The sequence below is a fragment of the Streptomyces sp. NBC_01233 genome (assembly GCF_035989305.1).
Lineage (GTDB): Bacteria > Actinomycetota > Actinomycetes > Streptomycetales > Streptomycetaceae > Streptomyces.
In genome coordinates, this window is record NZ_CP108514.1 from 3838114 (window position 1) to 3855803 (window position 17690).

General features: G+C 70.8%; 21 protein-coding genes. 17 read left to right on the forward strand and 4 right to left on the reverse strand.

Features of this window, described 5'->3' with window-relative positions; translation table 11 throughout:
- Positions 1–45 precede the first annotated feature (45 nt).
- From OG332_RS17875 to OG332_RS17885, 3 genes are all read left to right on the forward strand, one after another.
- Entirely contained in the window at positions 46–1815 is a 1770-nt protein-coding gene (locus tag OG332_RS17875; RefSeq protein ID WP_442816167.1) for a dolichyl-phosphate-mannose--protein mannosyltransferase, read from the forward strand.
- Between the two features lie 204 nt (positions 1816–2019).
- The gene (locus OG332_RS17880) at positions 2020–2457 is read left to right on the forward strand and encodes a GntR family transcriptional regulator (RefSeq protein WP_327414413.1); all 438 of its coding nucleotides are present in this window, start codon (positions 2020–2022) and stop codon (positions 2455–2457) included.
- Positions 2458–2482: 25 nt separating this feature from the next.
- Complete coding sequence (locus OG332_RS17885) at positions 2483–3046, forward strand: HD domain-containing protein (RefSeq protein WP_327414414.1); 564 nt, start codon at positions 2483–2485, stop codon at positions 3044–3046.
- Here the strand turns inward: OG332_RS17885 and OG332_RS17890 are convergent.
- Together OG332_RS17890 and OG332_RS17895 are read right to left on the reverse strand one after the other, a co-directional pair.
- Positions 3039–3512, reverse strand: a complete 474-nt coding sequence (locus OG332_RS17890) for an NUDIX domain-containing protein (protein WP_327414415.1) — start codon at positions 3510–3512, stop codon at positions 3039–3041. The two genes, OG332_RS17885 and OG332_RS17890, sit on opposite strands and share 8 nt — an antisense overlap.
- Before the next feature lie 2 nt (positions 3513–3514).
- On the reverse strand, positions 3515–4255 hold the full coding sequence (locus OG332_RS17895; protein WP_327414416.1) for an XRE family transcriptional regulator: 741 nt from the start codon (positions 4253–4255) through the stop codon (positions 3515–3517).
- A gap of 945 nt (positions 4256–5200) precedes the next feature.
- On the opposite strand from OG332_RS17895, the gene OG332_RS17900 reads away from it, so the two are divergent.
- From OG332_RS17900 to OG332_RS17965, 14 genes are all read left to right on the forward strand, one after another.
- Positions 5201–5473: a DUF6284 family protein gene (locus OG332_RS17900; protein WP_327414417.1), complete on the forward strand. Its 273-nt coding sequence runs from the start codon at positions 5201–5203 to the stop codon at positions 5471–5473.
- Positions 5470–5745: a DUF6303 family protein gene (locus OG332_RS17905; protein WP_327414418.1), complete on the forward strand. Its 276-nt coding sequence runs from the start codon at positions 5470–5472 to the stop codon at positions 5743–5745. The genes OG332_RS17900 and OG332_RS17905 overlap by 4 nt, the downstream gene beginning before the upstream one ends.
- The gene (locus OG332_RS17910; RefSeq protein WP_327414419.1) at positions 5742–6620 is read left to right on the forward strand and encodes a DUF2637 domain-containing protein; all 879 of its coding nucleotides are present in this window, start codon (positions 5742–5744) and stop codon (positions 6618–6620) included. The genes OG332_RS17905 and OG332_RS17910 overlap by 4 nt, the downstream gene beginning before the upstream one ends.
- Positions 6620–6958 carry an RRQRL motif-containing zinc-binding protein gene (locus OG332_RS17915; RefSeq protein WP_327414420.1) on the forward strand — a complete coding sequence of 113 codons (339 nt, stop codon included), beginning with the start codon at positions 6620–6622 and terminating at the stop codon, positions 6956–6958. Before OG332_RS17910 ends, OG332_RS17915 begins: the two co-directional genes overlap by 1 nt.
- A 26-nt stretch (positions 6959–6984) precedes the next feature.
- Entirely contained in the window at positions 6985–7227 is a 243-nt protein-coding gene (locus tag OG332_RS17920) for a hypothetical protein (protein WP_327414421.1), read from the forward strand.
- An 81-nt stretch (positions 7228–7308) separates the two neighbouring features.
- Positions 7309–8952 carry a hypothetical protein gene (locus OG332_RS17925; protein WP_327414422.1) on the forward strand — a complete coding sequence of 548 codons (1644 nt, stop codon included), beginning with the start codon at positions 7309–7311 and terminating at the stop codon, positions 8950–8952.
- 1 nt (position 8953) lies between these two features.
- The gene (locus OG332_RS17930; RefSeq protein ID WP_327414423.1) at positions 8954–11080 is read left to right on the forward strand and encodes a hypothetical protein; all 2127 of its coding nucleotides are present in this window, start codon (positions 8954–8956) and stop codon (positions 11078–11080) included.
- 222 nt (positions 11081–11302) lie between these two features.
- Positions 11303–11782, forward strand: a complete 480-nt coding sequence (locus OG332_RS17935) for a hypothetical protein (protein ID WP_442816168.1) — start codon at positions 11303–11305, stop codon at positions 11780–11782.
- An 11-nt stretch (positions 11783–11793) separates the two neighbouring features.
- Positions 11794–11973 carry a hypothetical protein gene (locus OG332_RS17940; protein WP_327414424.1) on the forward strand — a complete coding sequence of 60 codons (180 nt, stop codon included), beginning with the start codon at positions 11794–11796 and terminating at the stop codon, positions 11971–11973.
- A gap of 81 nt (positions 11974–12054) precedes the next feature.
- Positions 12055–12975 (forward strand): bifunctional DNA primase/polymerase, encoded by a 921-nt coding sequence (locus OG332_RS17945; RefSeq protein ID WP_327414425.1) that lies wholly within the window; start codon positions 12055–12057, stop codon positions 12973–12975.
- Positions 12972–13334: a hypothetical protein gene (locus tag OG332_RS17950; protein WP_327414426.1), complete on the forward strand. Its 363-nt coding sequence runs from the start codon at positions 12972–12974 to the stop codon at positions 13332–13334. The genes OG332_RS17945 and OG332_RS17950 overlap by 4 nt, the downstream gene beginning before the upstream one ends.
- Complete coding sequence (locus tag OG332_RS17955; RefSeq protein WP_327414427.1) at positions 13331–14590, forward strand: DUF3631 domain-containing protein; 1260 nt, start codon at positions 13331–13333, stop codon at positions 14588–14590. Before OG332_RS17950 ends, OG332_RS17955 begins: the two co-directional genes overlap by 4 nt.
- Before the next feature lie 158 nt (positions 14591–14748).
- Positions 14749–14985, forward strand: a complete 237-nt coding sequence (locus tag OG332_RS17960) for a helix-turn-helix domain-containing protein (RefSeq protein WP_327414428.1) — start codon at positions 14749–14751, stop codon at positions 14983–14985.
- Positions 14986–15057: 72 nt separating this feature from the next.
- Positions 15058–16317, forward strand: a complete 1260-nt coding sequence (locus OG332_RS17965; protein WP_327414429.1) for a tyrosine-type recombinase/integrase — start codon at positions 15058–15060, stop codon at positions 16315–16317.
- Positions 16318–16521: 204 nt separating this feature from the next.
- On the opposite strand, the gene OG332_RS17970 is transcribed toward OG332_RS17965, so the two are convergent.
- The gene (locus OG332_RS17970) at positions 16522–16791 is read right to left on the reverse strand and encodes a hypothetical protein (protein ID WP_327414430.1); all 270 of its coding nucleotides are present in this window, start codon (positions 16789–16791) and stop codon (positions 16522–16524) included.
- Between the two features lie 198 nt (positions 16792–16989).
- Entirely contained in the window at positions 16990–17685 is a 696-nt protein-coding gene (locus tag OG332_RS17975) for a histone deacetylase (protein WP_327414431.1), read from the reverse strand.
- Positions 17686–17690: the final 5 nt, after the last annotated feature.

The window sequence follows — 17690 nt, forward strand, 5'->3', positions numbered from 1 at the left end:
CCCCGCCACTGGGGCGCACACAGATCTCTTCCCTACGATGTGCCGGTGACCAGTACCGCGACGCCGTCGCCCAGCCCCGCGGGGGCCCCTGCCGCCTCGCCGGCGGGGCGCGAAGTAGAGCCGCCCACCTGGCTGCGCCGGCTGCGCGGCTTCGGCTACGCGCCGGCCGCCGCCGCGTCGCCGCGCGCGGACGTCCGCACCCGGCTGGTGCCCCCGTACGCCAAGCCGTCCCGGCAGCTGTGGCTGACCTTCGGTCTGCCGCCCGAGACGTGGGGGATCTGGCAGCGCATCTTCTCGTGGGCGGGGCCGCTCCTGGTGGCGCTGGTCGCCGGGGTGCTGCGGTTCGTGCACCTGGGCAGCCCGAAGGCGGTGATATTCGACGAGACGTACTACGCCAAGGACGCCTGGGCCACGGTCCGGCAGGGCTACGAGGCGAGCTGGCCCAAGGACGTCGACAAGTCGATCCTCGCCAACCCGGACGGGGTCGCGCTCCCCCTGGACCCGGGCTACGTGGTGCACCCGCCCGTCGGGAAGTGGGTCATCGGGCTCGGCGAGTGGATGTTCGGCTTCACCCCCTTCGGCTGGCGGTTCATGACCGCCGTGCTCGGCACCCTGTCGGTGCTGATGCTGTGCCGGATCGGGCGCCGCCTCTTCCGCTCGACCTTCCTGGGATGTCTGGCGGGCGCGCTGCTCGCGGTGGACGGCCTGCACCTGGTGATGAGCCGCACCGCGCTGCTGGACCTGGTGCTGATGTTCTTCGTGCTCGCCGCGTTCGGGGCGCTGCTCATCGACCGCGACCGGGCCAGGGCCCGACTCGCGGACGCGCTGCCGGTGGACGAGGAGGGCCGGACCCGGCCCGACACGAAGATCGCCGAGTCGCTGCGGCTGGGCTGGCGGCCGTACCGGATCCTGGCCGGGGTCTGCCTGGGGCTGGCCGCGGGCACGAAGTGGAACGGCTTCGTCGTCCTGGCCTTCTTCGGGGTCCTCACCGTGCTGTGGGACGCGGCCGCGCGCCGCACCGCGGGCGCGGGAGCCCCGTACGCGGCCATGCTGCGCCGCGACGCGCTGCCGGCCTTCGTGTCCACGGTGCCGGTCGCGATCGTGACGTACGTGGCCTCGTGGTCGGGCTGGATCTTCAGCCCGGACAACGGCAAGGGCGGCTACCTGCGCGACTGGGCGGCCAAGAACGACCAGAACAGCGCGCTGTCGTTCCTGCCGGAATGGCTGCGCAGCCTGTGGCACTACGAGACCGAGGTCTACAAGTTCCACGTCGGGCTGACCTCGGGGCACACCTACGAGTCGAACCCGTGGAGCTGGCTGGTCCTCGGCCGGCCCGTCTCCTATTTCTACGAGTCCCCCGAGCCGGGCACCGACGGCTGCCCGGCGACCGAGGCGGGCAAGTGCGCCCGCGAGGTGCTGGCGCTGGGCACCCCGCTGCTGTGGTGGGCAGGCTGCTTCGCGCTGCTGTACGTGCTGTGGCGGTGGTTCTTCCGCCGCGACTGGCGGGCGGGCGCGATCGCGTGCGCGGTGGCCGCGGGTCTGCTGCCCTGGTTCAACTACCAGGAGCGGACGATCTTCTACTTCTACGCGGTGGTCTTCGTCCCGTACCTGTGCCTGGCGGTGGCGATGATGATCGGCGCCCTGCTGGGCCCGGCGGGCTCGTCCGAACGACGGCGCGCGCTGGGCGCGATCGGGGCAGGGGCACTGGTCCTGCTGATCGTGTGGAACTTCATCTACTTCTGGCCCATCTACACGGGCCAGACCCTCCCGATGGACTCCTGGCGCGGCCGCATGTGGCTGGACACCTGGGTGTAGCAGCAGATTCAGTGTGCGCCCCGCGCTTTCGCACGGTCCCCTCCTTGGTCGTTGTTGGTGGTCGAAAGTGATCGCGGGCCGCCTCTGGACGGCCCCCAGACGGCCCCACGGTCGGCCCTCTTTCGCCAGGGCAGCGACGTGCGAAGCTGGATCGCGCGGCGCCGACAGGCACCACCGCGCATGCGGCGGAAGAAGGAGGAATGCGTGACGAACCCCAGCCCTCGTGGGACGTACTTGACGATCTCTGAGGCTCTGCGGGCAAGGATCGCCGAGGGGGCCTACCCCGATGGCCTTCCGTCCGAAGCGGAGATCGGGCGGGACTTCGGCGTGGCCCGTACTACCGTCCGCCGCGCGCTCCGCGCCCTGGAGGAAGCAGGTGACGTGACCACCGTCGCCGGGGTCGGCCGCCAGGTCGGCGGCGGGTCACAGGTGGCGCCGTACCGTCGGATCATGGCGGACCTTCTGGACCGCATTCGGACGGGTGAACTGCCCGCCGGCGCTCGGCTTCCGAGCGAGTCCGAACTCTCCGAGACCTACGGAGTCGCGCGGGGCACCGTCCGCCGCGCCGTGCACGAACTCGAAGGCGCCGGGCACGTTCACGCTCAGCACGGAGTCGGGCGGTTCGTGGGCCCGGCGTCCTGATTATCGACAGCTTGGGGGCACTCACATGCAGTTGGCCAAGTGGGCTCACGATCTCGCGGAGTCCCTGCTTGCCGAAAGCCTGCCGACCCGGTGGGCCCATTCACAGCGCGTCTACTTCCAGGCCCTGACGCTGGCCCCGGCACTTGGCGAGGATGCGGAGCTGCTGGCCGCCGCGGCCATCGCGCACGACGTCGGATACGCCCGCGCGGCGGTGGACACGGGGCAGCACATGATCGACGGAGCGCGCTATCTGCGCGACGTGGTGGGTGCCGACCCCCGGCTGTGCAGCATCGTGGCCTTCCACACGTCTTCCCCCTGGGAGGCCTCCGAGCTGGGGCTGAGCGAGATGCTGGCGGAGTTCGGCCCCGCAGAGCCCGTGCTGGTGGACGCGATCACCTACTGCGACTTGACCAGCAGCCCCGTGGGCGCGCTCGTGGATCCGGCGGAGCGGCTGACGGAGGTTCTCGACCGGTACGGCCCGGAACACGTCGTGTTCCGGGCCGTATCCGCGGCTCGGCCCGAGCTGCTAGCCCGGGTCGCCCGGGTGCGTCAGCGCAGCTTCGAGACGGAGCAGTCCAAGCTCAGCTGATCCGGGGGACGGACGAGTCGCGGAAGCCTTCCTCCAGCCGCCGGCGCGTGGTGGGCGATACGTCAAGAGACTCGATTTCTGCGCGGGGAATCCACCGCACCTCCAGGGATTCCGAACTCACCCTGATCTCGCCACTGACCGGTCGGGCCCGGAAGCAGAGCGAGAACTCCTGACGAACCTCGCCGTCCGCGAACGCGATGACATGGCCGGGGTCGGTAAAGATACCTACCAGGCCGACCACCTCGACCTGGATCCCGGTTTCCTCCAGGACCTCCCGGACGACCGTCCCCGCGATGTTCTCCCCGATCTCCTGGACGCCCCCCGGCATGCCCCACCGGCCGTTGTCCGATCGCCGCTCCATCAGCACATCACCCGCATCGTTGACGACGAATGCCGTCACCGCAGGCACGATGCTGTTGGCTTTCGGCGCGTTGGGATCGTTGAAGTAGTCAGTACGGCGACTCATGCTCACCTTTCAATGGGGACAGCTTCGGACCAGACTTTCTCGAAGCTCTGCTGATATGTGGAGACCAGCTCAGCACCGGCGACCTTGCGCAGATGGAGGACCGGCGTCAGGGGCGCGCTCACCCCGTACACCTGCGTGTTCACCAGCCACTCGTCATCCGACCGGTAGAGCGAGTTATGCAGAGTCGACCTGTGAAGCCGGAATTCGATCCCCGAAACCGAGTAAAGGGGGCGATAGAGCTTCATCACCTCGCGAACCTTGTAGGCCACGCCTTCGCCGATTTCCTCTTCATCCCCTCGGCGCCGGATCTCTGGGCTGTCCGGGTCTCCAAGCAGGATGCGGGCCCGGACACCGCCTGCCGCTTTCAACCTGAGCAGCTGCGGCCAGCGCGGATTCTCAGCGAGGAAGACACCCGCGTGCACCAGCACGCCGATCTCCCGTTCCGCCCGCCCGAACAGCTGGAGCCATAGGTCCGCCGGCACGTAGGAACGATGCGGGTAGACCTTCAACACCTCGGCATCCGCAGCGTCCTTACGCTGCCCATCCGGCAGGCCATCGGGCCACAGATAGCCCTCGTCCTCCCGAAGGAAGGCCGAGATGGCAAGGCGGTGCCGCCGGTACGGCGCCCTCCCTTTGGTGATCCAGCGTTCCACCGTCTTGGGGTCGACCCCAAGGTGCTCCGCCAGGGCATCCACGGCGACGCCTTGCGTCAGCATCGCGGACCTTAACCGCTCGTTCGCCATCCCACCCCCAGGGACGTCCAGGGACGTAGTCGCCCCTCAGAACGCTATCGAGGACGTCCCAAGTCGTCCAGGGACGCGGTGACTTCGTCCCGCCCTTCGACGGCACTCTGATGTCACACCACAAGACGGACCGGCTGAGGCGCAGAGCTTGACAGCCTCATCCAAAACCGCCAATGTGAGATACACGTTCAAGCATGTATCTCATGCTTCGAGTGCGGCTACTCCGCGCTGACCTGCATGGATGCCTGGAACGAGCTGTGTACGCAAGGCAAGGGCCCCCGGACAGAGCGGGTCCACAGCAGAGGGCGGGGACGCTGCAATCCCGCTATAGGCCAGGTAGGACGCAAAGGGCTTCGGCCCAACTGGCGAGGTGGCCCGGCGACCGCGAGCAACGGCCGGAGAGTGGGGACTTGGTCCCCCTTGCAGTGCAACACCACGACTGGAACGACCTAGGAGGACGCAGTGATCCGCTTAAGACTTTGGGCCCATTCGCGCTGGACCGGTGCGAGTGGATACGCCCTTCGTGTCGCCCCTTGAGCCGCCGATCACACCGGGATAGCCGGTGGCGGCTCGTGCCCGCAGCCCTTATCGGGGCCGCGGCCGGTTGCCTCCTCCGTCCGTCCGGCGCCTCAGCGTCGTACGGACGGGGTTGAGGGGAGCCGGAGAGACCGGCCCCGGAAGGGGTTCGAGATGAACAAGAAGCTCGCCTCGGCCATCCAGCGTGACAACGAGCTGGAGGACGCCGGAATGCACGGCGACGACCGCAAGACCTGCTGGACCCACTAGAGCTGGGCCGAGGACTGCCAGGACCAGCCGTTCCACACCCAGCCGAGCGTCAGCCACTACCCGCGACCGGCCTGACCTTCCGCCCCAACGGCGTACGGCCCCGGTGCTCGAACACCGGGGCCGCTTCGAGCCGTCCACCTGCTAGGGAGAACACGACTCATGAAGCACATCGCTGCACTTCACAACCTCGTTACCCCGTGGTCGGACGGCTTGGAGCCGTCGGACGCGGAGCTGGACGCGATCGAGTGGGAGATGCCGCTGATCCTGGCGGAGGTCGAACTGGTCGACGCGCGGATCGCCGTACTGGACCGGCCGGCCACCGAGCTGGACGAGCGGCGGATCCGCCGGGCCCGTCGCAAGGTGCTGGCCGTACGGCGGGCGTTGACCAACCGGGCCGCCGCTGCGGTGAGCATGCCGGGTGGTGCCGCATGATGCCCAGTGCCCGCCTCGCGAACGGCTACTCCGGGGAGTGGGAGGTCTACGTCGTTACGAACGGCACCCCCTCGCAGGACTGGCCGGAGCACGACTTCGGCCGTTCCACTCCCGTCCCCACCCTCGCTGAGCGCGCTGCCGCTCTGGCCGGTCTCGGCTACGAGGGCGCGGACGGGGCGGAGTGGGAGTGGCAGGAATTCCACGGCGACGCCACGGACCGGGTCCGCCTACTCGCTGCGCTCGACGTCCGCCCGATCGAGGACAGCCGGTGAACCGGCGGGGCAAGGCACTGCTGGTGCTGGCCCTGGTCGCCGTGGTCGGTATGGCGTTCCGGGTGTCGTGGAACGCGCTGCGGGACGTGGCGAAGGCCATCGGCGCGGACGGAACGGCGGCGACGCTGTACCCGTTCGTCGTGGACGGCCTGATGGCGCTGGCCCTAGTCGCCGCGCTCGTCCTCACCGGGGATGCCCGCCGGTTCGCCCTGCGGGTCCTGGCCGCCTACACGGCCGCCTCGCTGGTCCTGAACTACGTCCACGGCCTCGTTCCGGCCCTGCACTCGAAACAGATCGAGTGGATGCGGCTGGCCGAATGGGATCCGGCGAACTGGGCGCTCGTACTGCTGGCCACGTCGCTGCCGGTCGGGTCCATCTACTTCGGCTCCGACCTCGTGGCCAAGGTCCTCCACCACCGCCCGGAACCCGTCGACGCCGGGCCGTGCGGGGAGCGTGCGGACGGCCCCGCACAGCAGCCGCACACCCTGGACACGGTCGAGGTCGACCGCGAACCCGTTCCTGCTCCCGATACCCCGCACGTGCTGGTTCGGCAGGCATTGCCACAGCTCACCGCGTATGCGGATGGCGAGCGTGCGGAGAGTCCGCACACCCCGCACGCCGTCACCGCACAGCCCGCACACGCCGACGAAACAGCGGGGCAGGAGGACGTGTTCGAGGAGGCTGAACTGGAGCGGCTGCGGCAGGAGGCCCGCCGCACGTACGCCGAATCCGTACAGGCCGCACGCCCCCTGTCCGCCCGCGCGCTGGGTGAGGCGTACGGCATGAGCGAGTCCTGGGGACGTAAGCAGATCCTCGCCGCCCGCGACGACAGCGACCGCCCCCGCCTGACCGCTGTACCCGCCGGGACTGGGTGATGGGCACGCTGCCTGTGTACCGGTGGTGTCTGGCGCCGGATGGGCTGGCCACGCGTCGTCAGCTTCGTGCCGCTGGGCTTCGGCCGGGCGGTCAGGATGTCGTCGCCCAGTTGGAGCGGCCGCGCCGTCGGCGCGGGCCGCTGGTGGCCTACCTGTACCGGCTCGACCTCGCCAAGCCGGTCCGGCCGATGACCGTCCGGCGGGCCGCGGCTCTTGCCAAGGCGAACGCCGCCCGCCGCTGGTGCCCCTCCTGCCGCCGCGACGCCGGGTACGTCATCCCGTCCTCGCTCGGCATGTGCACCCCCTGCCACGACCTCACCGAACAGCGCGTCGCCTGACCACCCCGACACCTTCAGGAGATCACGTGTCCACGCAGACCTCGCACACCAGCAGCCCCGCCCCCGCCGTGCAGGGATCGCACCACTGGGTCCTCACGCTGGAGCTCCCCGGCCGGGCGGTCAGCACGCAGTACGGCACCTACACCCCGCCCGTCGGCTGGACCCGGCACGACGTGTTCATGGCCATCAAGCGCGAGATCGGTGAGCAGCGCCCCGAGCTGGCGACCGCCAACGTCATGTTCTTCGCGCTGGAGCCCAACCAGCTCTGACCTGCATCAGCAAGGGCCCGGCCACCCACCTCCTACAGCGTCGGCCGGGCCCTTCTCCTCCCCGAAGGGGGCCCGTTCAGCATGACCGAGATCCTCACCGAACCGGTAGCTCCTCCCGAAGAAACCACCCCCGCCCTGGCCACGCCGGAGACCAGCGAGACCAAGACCGGCGCCAAGCAGGTCGAGCACACCCCTGGCGGATTCCCGGTGGTGCCGCTGTCCTTGTCTGGGACGAACGCGACGGCCGGGCTGCTGGCCACGGCCGCCCTGGCCGGTGGTCCGGTCGCCGCCGTGATCGCGATGACCGGCGCCGCCGTCCTGGGTACCGTCGCCGCCCACCAGCACGCCAAAGCGTCCAAGGGGGCCAAGTCCACCAAGGGCAGGGCCGCTTCGAAGGCCACCACCACGGGCTCCGGCCAGAGCGGCGCCCGGTCCGCGAACGCGGGCCGTGGCCTCCTGGGCCGGATCCCCGCCCAGCCCCGGACCACCGCTCGTAGTGGTGGGCCTGCAACGGCGGCCCGCGGGAACGCCACCGGTGGCCAGGCCCGCCACCGTGGGGGCACCTCGCCCCGGTCGGGCAGTACCAGCCCGAGCACGGGCAAGGCTGGTGATTCGTCAGCCCGTCAGCGTGCCGGGCGGGCGGTCGCCGGGCTGGGTGGGGGCCGTGCCGGGCAGGTGCAGGCGCTGCGGGCCCAGTCCCGTACGCAGACACCGACCCGGATGGCCGCCCGCACGGCTGCCGTTCAGGCGCGCCGTCAGGTCGCGGACACCCGCCGGGCCGCGAAGGCGGCCGAGCGCGCGGCCGCGACCGCTGCCAAGCCCCGGGGCCTGGCAGCGCGGACCCTCGCGAAGGGCATGGGCAAGGCCGCTGCCGTTCGCGACAAGGCCGTCGGAGCTGCCCGCACTGCCCGGGACCGCAGCGCGGGTCGCGCGGTGGGCAAGGGCCGCGCGCAGGTTCAGACGGCCGCGTACCGCAAGCGCCTCGCCCAGGTGAAGGCGCCCGCGCAGAAGGCGGCCCGTAAGGCCCTGCTGCGGTCGGCCGCCCGCTTCCACGCCCGCAAGGCCCTCGCCGGGGTTCTCGGCGCGGGCGTCGGACTCCTCGGGCTGGTCACCACGCCGCTCGGCCGGTGGCTGGGCTGGGGCTGGCTGATGCATCCCGGCCGGCGCCTCTACCGGTTCCTGGTCGGCCGGGCGCGCGCCGAGCGCGAGGCCCGGGATGAGGCCATCCACAACCAGCTCGAAGACGACGAGGAGGCCGCCGAAGAGCAGGTGGCGGCCGAGCAGGACCAGGACGACGAGCAGGTCGGGGCCCGCGTCGAGCGGCCCGCCACGTACGTTCCCGCACCGCCCACCAGTCAAGGAGCACACGACGTGAGCAACGTTTCCGGGTTCAGGTTCGAGGAACTGGCCGCCGAGATGGAGCAGGCCGCCCAGCAGTACGAGCCGGAGAACTGCATGGAGATCCTCGCCATGCTCGAAGGCCTCCCCGAGGCCCTGCAGGCCATCGCGAACATCCTGCGGATCCTCGCCGAGCGCTCCGACAACGAGTTCCCCCTGGAAAAGGTCGTCGCCGACATCCTCTCCGACCTCTACTCCGTGTTCGCCAACTCGGTGTCCTTCTCCGAGGAGCTGGGCCCGACCTTCCGCCAGGCCCACGAGGCGGACATCGCCCGCCACGAGGACCCCCGCAACGGCCTGGACGCTGAGAAGGGCTGGAACGTCTGACATGACCAGCAACCAGACCGTCACACACAACGGGCTGGCGCTGGACTGGGCCGCCGGTCACGGACCCGTGACCGGCGCCCTGTCCGCGACCACCGGAGCGTTCGCCGTCGCCACCATCGGCACCCTCACCCACATGCCCCCGAGCTGGGCCCTGGCGGTCGGCGCCGCCGGCGCGATCGGCCACTCCGCAACCGGCCTGCGCCAGCGCCTGGCCGCCCGTACCATCGGCGCCCGCGCCGCGTCCTGGCTTCTCGGATCCGGCTGGACCACCTGGGCCCTGGCCACCGGGCCCCTGACCTGGGCCGCCCTCGGTTCGCTGGCCACCCTGGGCGTCGCGATCGGCGCCTCCGCCCGCGCCACCGGCCTCTACGAAGAGGCCCGCGAGCTGGAGGCTCTCGCAGCTGCTGAACGGCACGTCGCCCGCGAACTCTCGGCGGAACGCCGGGCCGTCGCCGCCGAGTGGGTCGACCGGATCCAGCGGGTCTGCGGGATCACCGTGCGGATCCTGGCGGTGGAGATGTGGCCCACCAACACCGGGTTCACCATCGACGCCGAACTCCCGCCCGGCGGCACCACCTACACGAAAATCGCCCAGGAGAACGCGCGCCTCAGCGCCGACGCCCGCCTGCCCCACGGGTGCAGCGCCGCCGCCTCCCCCGGCATCGACCAAGGCCGCGTCCTGATCGACGTCACCACCGTCAACGTCCTCGCCACCGAGGTCCAGTACCCGTCCGAGTACGGCGCCCTGTCGATCCACACCGGGATCCCGTGGGGCTACCGCACCAACGCGGACGAGATCCTCACCTACCTGCGCGAGCAGTGCGCGCTGGTGGTCGGGCCGACCGGATCCGGCAAGACGAACATGGTCCACGTCATCCTGGCCGGGTTCGCCCGCGCCACCGACATCCTGACCTGGGTCATCGACCTCAACGCCGGATCCGCCGGCCTCCCGTGGATCCGCCCCGCCATGGAAGGCGGCCACGGCGAGCCGGTCCGTCCCGGCATCGACTGGCTCGCCTCCACCCACGAGGAAGCCAACCTGCTGCTCGACGCGGCCCTGCGGATCGGCCTCTACCGCAAGCGCGCCTACCAGGACCTCATGGCCAAGGCCAACACCGACCTCCTGCCGGTCAGCGGGCAGATCCCGCAGATCATGATCGTGATCGACGAGGGCGCCGAGATCCTGACCAGCAACGAGCCCGAGAAACGCAAGCTCGCCAAGAAGATCCTCGAAGTGATCCGGATGCTCCGGGCCATGGGCCTTCGCACCGTCCTGACCGCGCTCGGCGCGACCGGCGCCGTCCTCGGCAACCTCATGATCCGGCGTGAGGCCAAAACCAGGGTGGCCCTCACCGGAGGCGAAACCGAGGGCATGGACCTCTCCAAGCTGTTCCCCGGCGCACGCGGCCTTCGGGTCGAGCAGGCACCACACAAAGGCACCGGCTTCGCAGGCACCCCCGAATCCCCCGTCGCCCTCTTCGGGACCTGGCGGATCCTGCCCAACCAGATCCGCGACATCGTGCTGGCCACGTCCGACCGGCACCCCCGCCTGGACGACGTCTCCGCGAAAGCCGCGGGCGCCGACTACGCCCGCCGCTGGGACCACGCCCGCACCGCATGGATCACCGAACACCAGCACACCGACCCCGACACCGAACCGGCCGCCAGCACCACCCCGGCCCCGGCCGCCGGGAACCTCGCCGGGGGCCTGAACCTCTCCGCCCACCGCAACACCGCCACCGCACCATCCGCGCCGGCCGTCGCGGACGAGGACGCACTGGCGGCGGAGTTCATGCGGCAGATCGACGCCCAGTTCGCCACCACCACCGACCCCGGCCAGCCCCCGGCCGAACGGCCGACCCAGCCGGGGCTGAACCTGTCCGCGCACCGCGCCGAGGACAACGCCGCCCAGCAAACCGCCCTCACCCTCCTCCTGGCCGCCGGTCCCGAAGGCACCGGCGCCTCCGCCATCGCCCGCCAGCTCGACCGCTACGGCACCACCCGCCAGACCGTCGCCGGATGGCTCAAGACCTGGACCGAGGAAGGCGAAGCCGTACGGATCGGGACCGGCACCAAGACCCGCTACGTCCACCGCCAGCACGCCCCGGAGACACCCTCCGAGGACTGAGTTGTCGCTTGTCGCCAACCCCCCTGACAGAAGCCCTCGCCGACCCTCCAACGGGCTTGGAAACGGCTTGTGACCTGGGAGGCGACAAGCGACAAGACAAGACAAGCGACAAGGCACACGACAAGCGGACGACAAGTAACGCGACAAGCGAGACGACAAGCCGCCACGGGCAGCACCCCGGCCTTCCCGGGGTGCTGCCCGTGCTGTTGAAGGAGCCCCGTGGTGCATGAGCCCACCCGCACGAGCACCACCCCCACGACCCGCTACGGCGACCCGGTCCACTACCCCACCGCCATCCAGCAGCCCGTCATGCTGCCCACCGAACTCCCGCCCGGCATCCAGCTCGTCACCCTCCCCGGCGGCTACCGCACCCTCGCCTACACCCAGCCCGCCTCCCCCGAACCGGCCGCGCCGCAGCCGATCCCGGCCTGGGCCAAGACCACCGCACTCCTCGCCCCGACCGTCGGCGGTGGCGTGGCCGCCGCCGGATTCGGGATCTCCTACGCCGCCCCGGGACTGATCGCCATGACCGAAGCCCTCTGGGCCGCCATCGCCCTCATCGCCGCCGGCGTCATCGCCCCCGCCCTCCTGCGGACTACACGCCGGACCGGACGGGGCGCCGCGCCGGTCCAGCACATCACCCAGAACATCACCGCGCCCGGCATGTTCGGCCGCGCCACCGGCACCCTCAACAACCGCTGAAAGGCCAACCCGTGAACCAGACCCCGCCGCCGCTGTCGGAGCTGCTCTCCGACGCGGTCGCCCTCCTCACCGGCAAGCAGACCGTCCGCTGCCCGCACCCCGGATGCCGCGTCAACGTCCGCTACCGCGCCGTCACCCCCGACGAGGCGAAGCAGCTGATCGACCTGGCCACCGACCACGCCCGCCACTGAACGCCGAGGGCGGCCCCCTCACGCCAATGAAGCGGGGCCGCCCTCGTCCACCAGCCCTCACGAGAACTGGAGACACCCAGCATGACCCAACCCGCCGACATCCGGCGAGACCACCGGCCGCGGCTTCTAGCCGAGGCACTCAGCCTCGCCGCCCGCGGCTGGCCCGTCTTCCCGCTCCGGCCCGGATCGAAGATCCCCGCGCTCCACAGCGAAGAGCGCTGCCCCCGCACCGAAAGCTGCATCGACGGGCACCTGAAGTGGGAGCAGCGCGCGACCACCGACCAGACGGTCATCGTCCGCTGCTGGACCCACAAGCCCTACAACATCGGCCTGGCCACCGGCCCCGCCGGACTGGTCGTCATCGACCTCGACACCCCCAAGCCCAACAGCAGTCAGGACGCGCCTGACGGCGCGGAGACCTTCACGGCGCTCTGCGAGCGCGCCGGGCAGCCCGTACCCGCCACCTACCGCACCCGGACCCCCTCCGGCGGGTCCCACCTGTACTTCACCGCCCCGGCCGGAATCCGGTTGGGGAACACGGCGGGCAAGCTCGGGCCGCTCGTGGACACCCGCGCCGTCGGCGGATACGTCGTCGCCCCCGGCAGCACCACCCCCGCCGGGGCCTACGAGGTGACCCACCAGGCCCCGGTCGCGGAACTCCCCGGCTGGCTGCTGCCCATGCTCCAGCCACCCGCCCCGGTCCGGACGCGGAGGCTGGCGGCCCCGGCCGTCAGCGGCGGCAGCGCGGCCCGCGCGGCGCTGGACGCCGAGTGCGCCGTGGTCCGCAACGCCCCGGACAAGGGGCGCAACAACACGCTCAACCGGTGCGCCTTCAAGGTGGGGCGCTTCGTCGCGTGGGGCGACATCCCCCGCGACGAGGTGGAGGAGGCCTTCCAAGCGGCAGGGGAGGAGCGGGGACTCACCACCGCCGAGTGCCGCTCAACGATCCGCAGCGCCCTGGATAGCTCCGCCCGCACGGCCCGGGCCCGGGAGACGGCATGAGCACCCAACCCCATCCCCGCTTGGAAGGCCCCACCCAGACACCCACCGGCCCCAGCTCCGCCGAACCGGCCCCGGCCGCCGACGGCAGTGGCGCGCTGAAAGTCGTCGCCGAAGGCGTCCTTTCATCTCTTCGCCCTGACCCGCGCGGTGACGACGGGCGCCGGCCGGTGGGCTGGTTGCACATCGTGGCCCCGCCCTCGTTCAGTGCCCCGGTGCGGGCCAGCTCGTGGTGCTCGTGCGGGTACGAGCGGACCGCGATCGGCCGCCCCGCCGTCCTTCAGCTCGTCCAGGCCCACGACGACCACCGCACCGCATGCCCGCGGCTCACCACCACTCACGAAGGGAGGGCCGCCGCATGAGCGGGCCCGACACCACGAGCACCCCGCAGTCGATCGACGGGGCGGCGCTGTTGGACGAGGTGGAAGCGTTCCACCGCCGGTTCAACATCTTCCCGCGCGAGGCCGCCTACGTGGCGGTCGTCCTGTGGGACGCCCACGCGCACCTTCTCGACTCCTTCGACTCCACCCCGCGCATCGCCTTCTTGTCGCCCGAACCGGGGTCCGGCAAGTCCCGTGCGCTGGAGATCGTAGAGACCCTGGTGCCGAACCGGATGGCCGCTGTGGACGCCTCGCCGTCCGCGCTCTTCCGTGCTGTCTCCGGCATCGACGGACAGCGCCCCACGATCCTCTTCGATGAGATCGACACCGTCTTCGGCCCGAAGGCCGGAGAAAATGAGCAGCTCCGGGGCTTCCTGAACGCCGGGCACCGACGCGGGCGGCTCATGTACCGGTGCGTTGGAGACGGCTCCAACCAGACCGTCCAGGGCTTTCCCTCCTACTGCGCCGTGGCCATGGCTGGACTCGGCTCCCTCCCGGACACGATCCTGACCCGGTCCGTCATCATCCGCATGCGCAAGCGCGCCCCGAACGAGACGGTCGAGCCCTACCGCGAGCGCATCAACGAGCAGGAAGGCCACAAGCTCCGCGACCGACTCGCCGCCTGGGCCGACACGGTGCGCGACCGGATCGCGGGTGCCTGGCCCGCCATGCCCGAAGGCGTCAGCGACAGGCCCGCAGACGTGTGGGAACCGCTGCTCGCCGTTGCCGACGCGGCCGGCGGGCACTGGCCCGACCGCGCCCGCGCCGCCTGCCTCGAACTCGTCGCGGCCGCGCGGGACAACGACGAGTCCTCTCTCGGCGTCCGGCTGCTTACCGACCTCCGCGACAGCGTGTTCTGCGGAGCCGACCGCATGTCCACGGCCGTCATCCTCGAATGCCTGCTCCGCATGGACGACGCCCCTTGGGCGGACCTGGACGACAAGCCGCTGAACGCCCGCACCCTCTCCAAGCTCCTCGGCCAGTACGTCACCCCCGCCAACAAGCCGATCAAGCCGCGCGGCATCCGCACCGCCTCTGGTACCCCCAAGGGCTACTACGCCGAAGACCTCACGGACGCCTGGACCCGCTACTGCCCCCCGCCCCCTCTCAGGTCCGCAACATCCGCAACGTCCGCCACACCGCAGGTCAGCCGGGGTGAATCTGTGGCGGATACCGCCACAGCCATCCGCCACACGCCCGCAGAAACCGCCACACCGCTCTTCCCCGTCGCCGGATAGCCGACCGGACTCACAGGGCGCCGCCACCAACCGCGTGGCGGCACCTATCCGCAACACAACCGCGATCCGCCACAAATCCAAGCCGCTGACCTGTGGTGTTGCGGCGTGGCGGATGTTGCGGCACTCCCAGAAGGCTGGACCAGGAGGAGAGAGAGCACATGCCCGCCGTCTCCGATCCTCGCGCCACTCTCCGGCGCGGGCTCCCCGACCGGTACCTCACACCCGACGACATCGCTGACCTCTTCCACGTACCGCTGGAGACCGTCTACCAGTGGCGCAAGAAGCGCACCGGCCCGCCCGGATTCCGCGTCGGCAAGCACGTCCGCTACGACCCCGACGCCGTGCACAGCTGGATCGCCGAACAGATGCAGGCAGACATCAGCCAAGCCGCCTGACCTACCACCCATCAACCGAGGGCGGGCCCGCCAGGGCCCGCCCTCGGCGCTTCCCCAGAAGGGCCCCTTCACGTGGCAGGCCACATCCAAGACCGCTGGTACAAGAGCGAGTCCACCGCCGACGGCAAGGCCGTCCGGGTCAAGAGCGACCGGCACGGCATCGGCATGCGTTACCGCGCCCGGTACGTCGGCCCCGACGGCACCGAGAAGTCCAAGTCCTTCCCTGACAAGCAGAAGAGGCTCGCCGAGCAGTGGCTCAACGAGACGGCCGCTGACATGGCGCGCGGGCAGTACATCGACCCGCGCGCCGGCCGCATCACCTTCCAGCAGTTCTCCGAGAAATGGGTGGCCACCCACACCACCGAGATCAACAGCCGTGAGGCGGCGGAGCGGCGGTTGCGGCTGCACGCCTACCCGTACATCGGGACTCGCCCGATGCCGTCGTTCCAGCCTGGGCACATCCGTACATGGCTGGGCGAGTTGGAGCAGAACGTTCCCGCCTCTTCGCACCGCCGGATCATCTTCGGGACGGTCTCAGCCGCGTTCGCCGCCGCCGTTGATGACGGACTGATCTCTAAGAATCCCTGCCGGGCCCGGTCCGTTCAGGTTCCCAAGCCCGCACAGCCGCGCGTCACTCCGTGGACCACCACACAGGTACTCGCGGTACGCGCGGCCCTGCCAGCGCACCTGCGGACCGCCGTGGACATCGCAAGTGGATGCGGCCTCAGGCAGGGCGAGGTGTTCGGGCTCGACGAAGAGGAGCTGGACTACGACGGTGAGTGGGTCCGCGTGCAGCACCAGCTGAAGCGGATCCGCGGGAAGTACGTGTTCGCTCTCCCCAAGGGCGGGAAGACACGTTCCGTTCCGCTCCCGCACTCTGTTGCAGCAGCTCTTCGCGCGCACTCGAAGCTGCGCCCGCCGGTCAAAGTCACGCTGCCCTGGCGGACGCCGGACGGACCGCTCGTGACGAAGTCGCTCGTCTTCCCCGGCTTGGGTCGAAGTTTCGTCCGGGTCAGCCACTTCAACGACCACATGTGGAAGCCCGCTCTTGCGGTCGCGGGGATCATCCCGCCGCTTAAGGAGGGCGAGCGGTACGCCTCCGCGCCTCAGCACGGGATGCACGCCCTGCGGCACTTCTACGCATCCGTCCTTCTGGACGCCGGAGAGAACATCCGGGCCCTGAGCCAGTACCTCGGGCATGCCGACCCAGGCTTCACCTTGCGCACGTATACCCACCTGATGCCTAGCAGCGAGGGACGGACCCGGAAGGCGGTAGACGGGCTGTTCAAGGCCGCTCCGGACCATGATCACGGCCCAGAGACGGCCCCGTAACCCCATGGCGACCCCGGCCAGCTGCGTTTTGGCTGGTCGGGGCCTTTGGCGCGAAAAACCACGGGACTTCATCTACTTCTGGCCCATCTACACGGGCCAGACCCTCCCGATGGACTCCTGGCGCGGCCGCATGTGGCTGGACACCTGGGTCTAGCAGCGCAAACGAGGGCCCCGGTGCCGGACGGCGCCGGGCCCCCGTCGTCTCTATCGGGACGCCTCGCAGGCCTGTTCCGCGACGTCCTTGGAGGCGCCGGCCGTGGTGAGGCTGCTGGTGCAGCTGGTCTGGTTGCCGATCTGCCCCTGGTAGCAGGCCTCCGCGACGCCGCTCGTGACCTTCGCGTCGTGCTGCGCGACGTACTGCTCGCAGGCCTTCATGTCCGCGTGGGCGGCCGGGGCGGTGAAGACGGCGCCGCCGACGGCGAGGGCGAGGCCGGCGAGGATGCCGGGGATACGGGCCGACGGACGCATGCGCATGCACCTGCTCTCTCGGTCGGTCACGCGATCGGCGGGTGCGCCGGACCACGGGCGGGGGCGGCGCGGAGCGGGCACTCGGAGGGGCGACCGGCTCGACACTGCGTTCACCCTCGCCCTTTCGACGCTAGAGCACGGCCCCGGTGCACGCACTTCAGGCCGAGAGGGTCGAGGGCAGGTCAGGGGCGGGTCGGGGGACGGTCAGGGGGCGGTCAGGAGGGCTGCGATCCGGTCCGCGTTCCAGTGGCCGGCCGCGCCGGGGCACCGGGCGAGGTAGTCGGCGACGGACCGTGCGTGCCAGGCCCCGGACTCCAGCAGCCCGGCCGCCAGGTGCGTCACGTAGGCGGCGGCCGGGCTGGCCCATTCCACCTGGTGCATGCCCCAGGGCGCGGTGAAGGTCAGCACGGGGATGCCGTCCAGGGCGCCGGAACAGACCAGCGTCTCGTACCGGCCCGGCCCCAGCTCGTCGCGTCCCGTGCGCAGGACCCGGGTGAGGTCGATGTCGGCCCCGGGCTCCCGGCACATCTCCTGGGCGGCGATGTCGGAGAACTGCTGGACGGTCACCAGGTGGGCCCGCGCGCGCAGGCGGCCCCGCGCCGACGGGTCGTAGAAGGCGCGGCCGCCCGTCCACACGACGGACTCCGTGGCGAAGTACAGGCGGCCGGGCAGTTCGACGGGCACCGAGCGGGCCGGCGCGCGGGGGTCGCGGCACCCGGGATAGCCGCGGACGGCGCCCGCCGGGGTGCCTCCGGCCAGGTACGCCGGGGTGCCTCCGGCGAGGTAGCAGGCGAGCCGGCCCCGGTGCATGTTCGAGCCGTAGGAGGTGTACCAGATCCGCTCGGGCAGCGGTCCGCCGCTGCCGAGCGCTTCCACTGCCGAGAGCCTCGTCGTCGTCATCAATT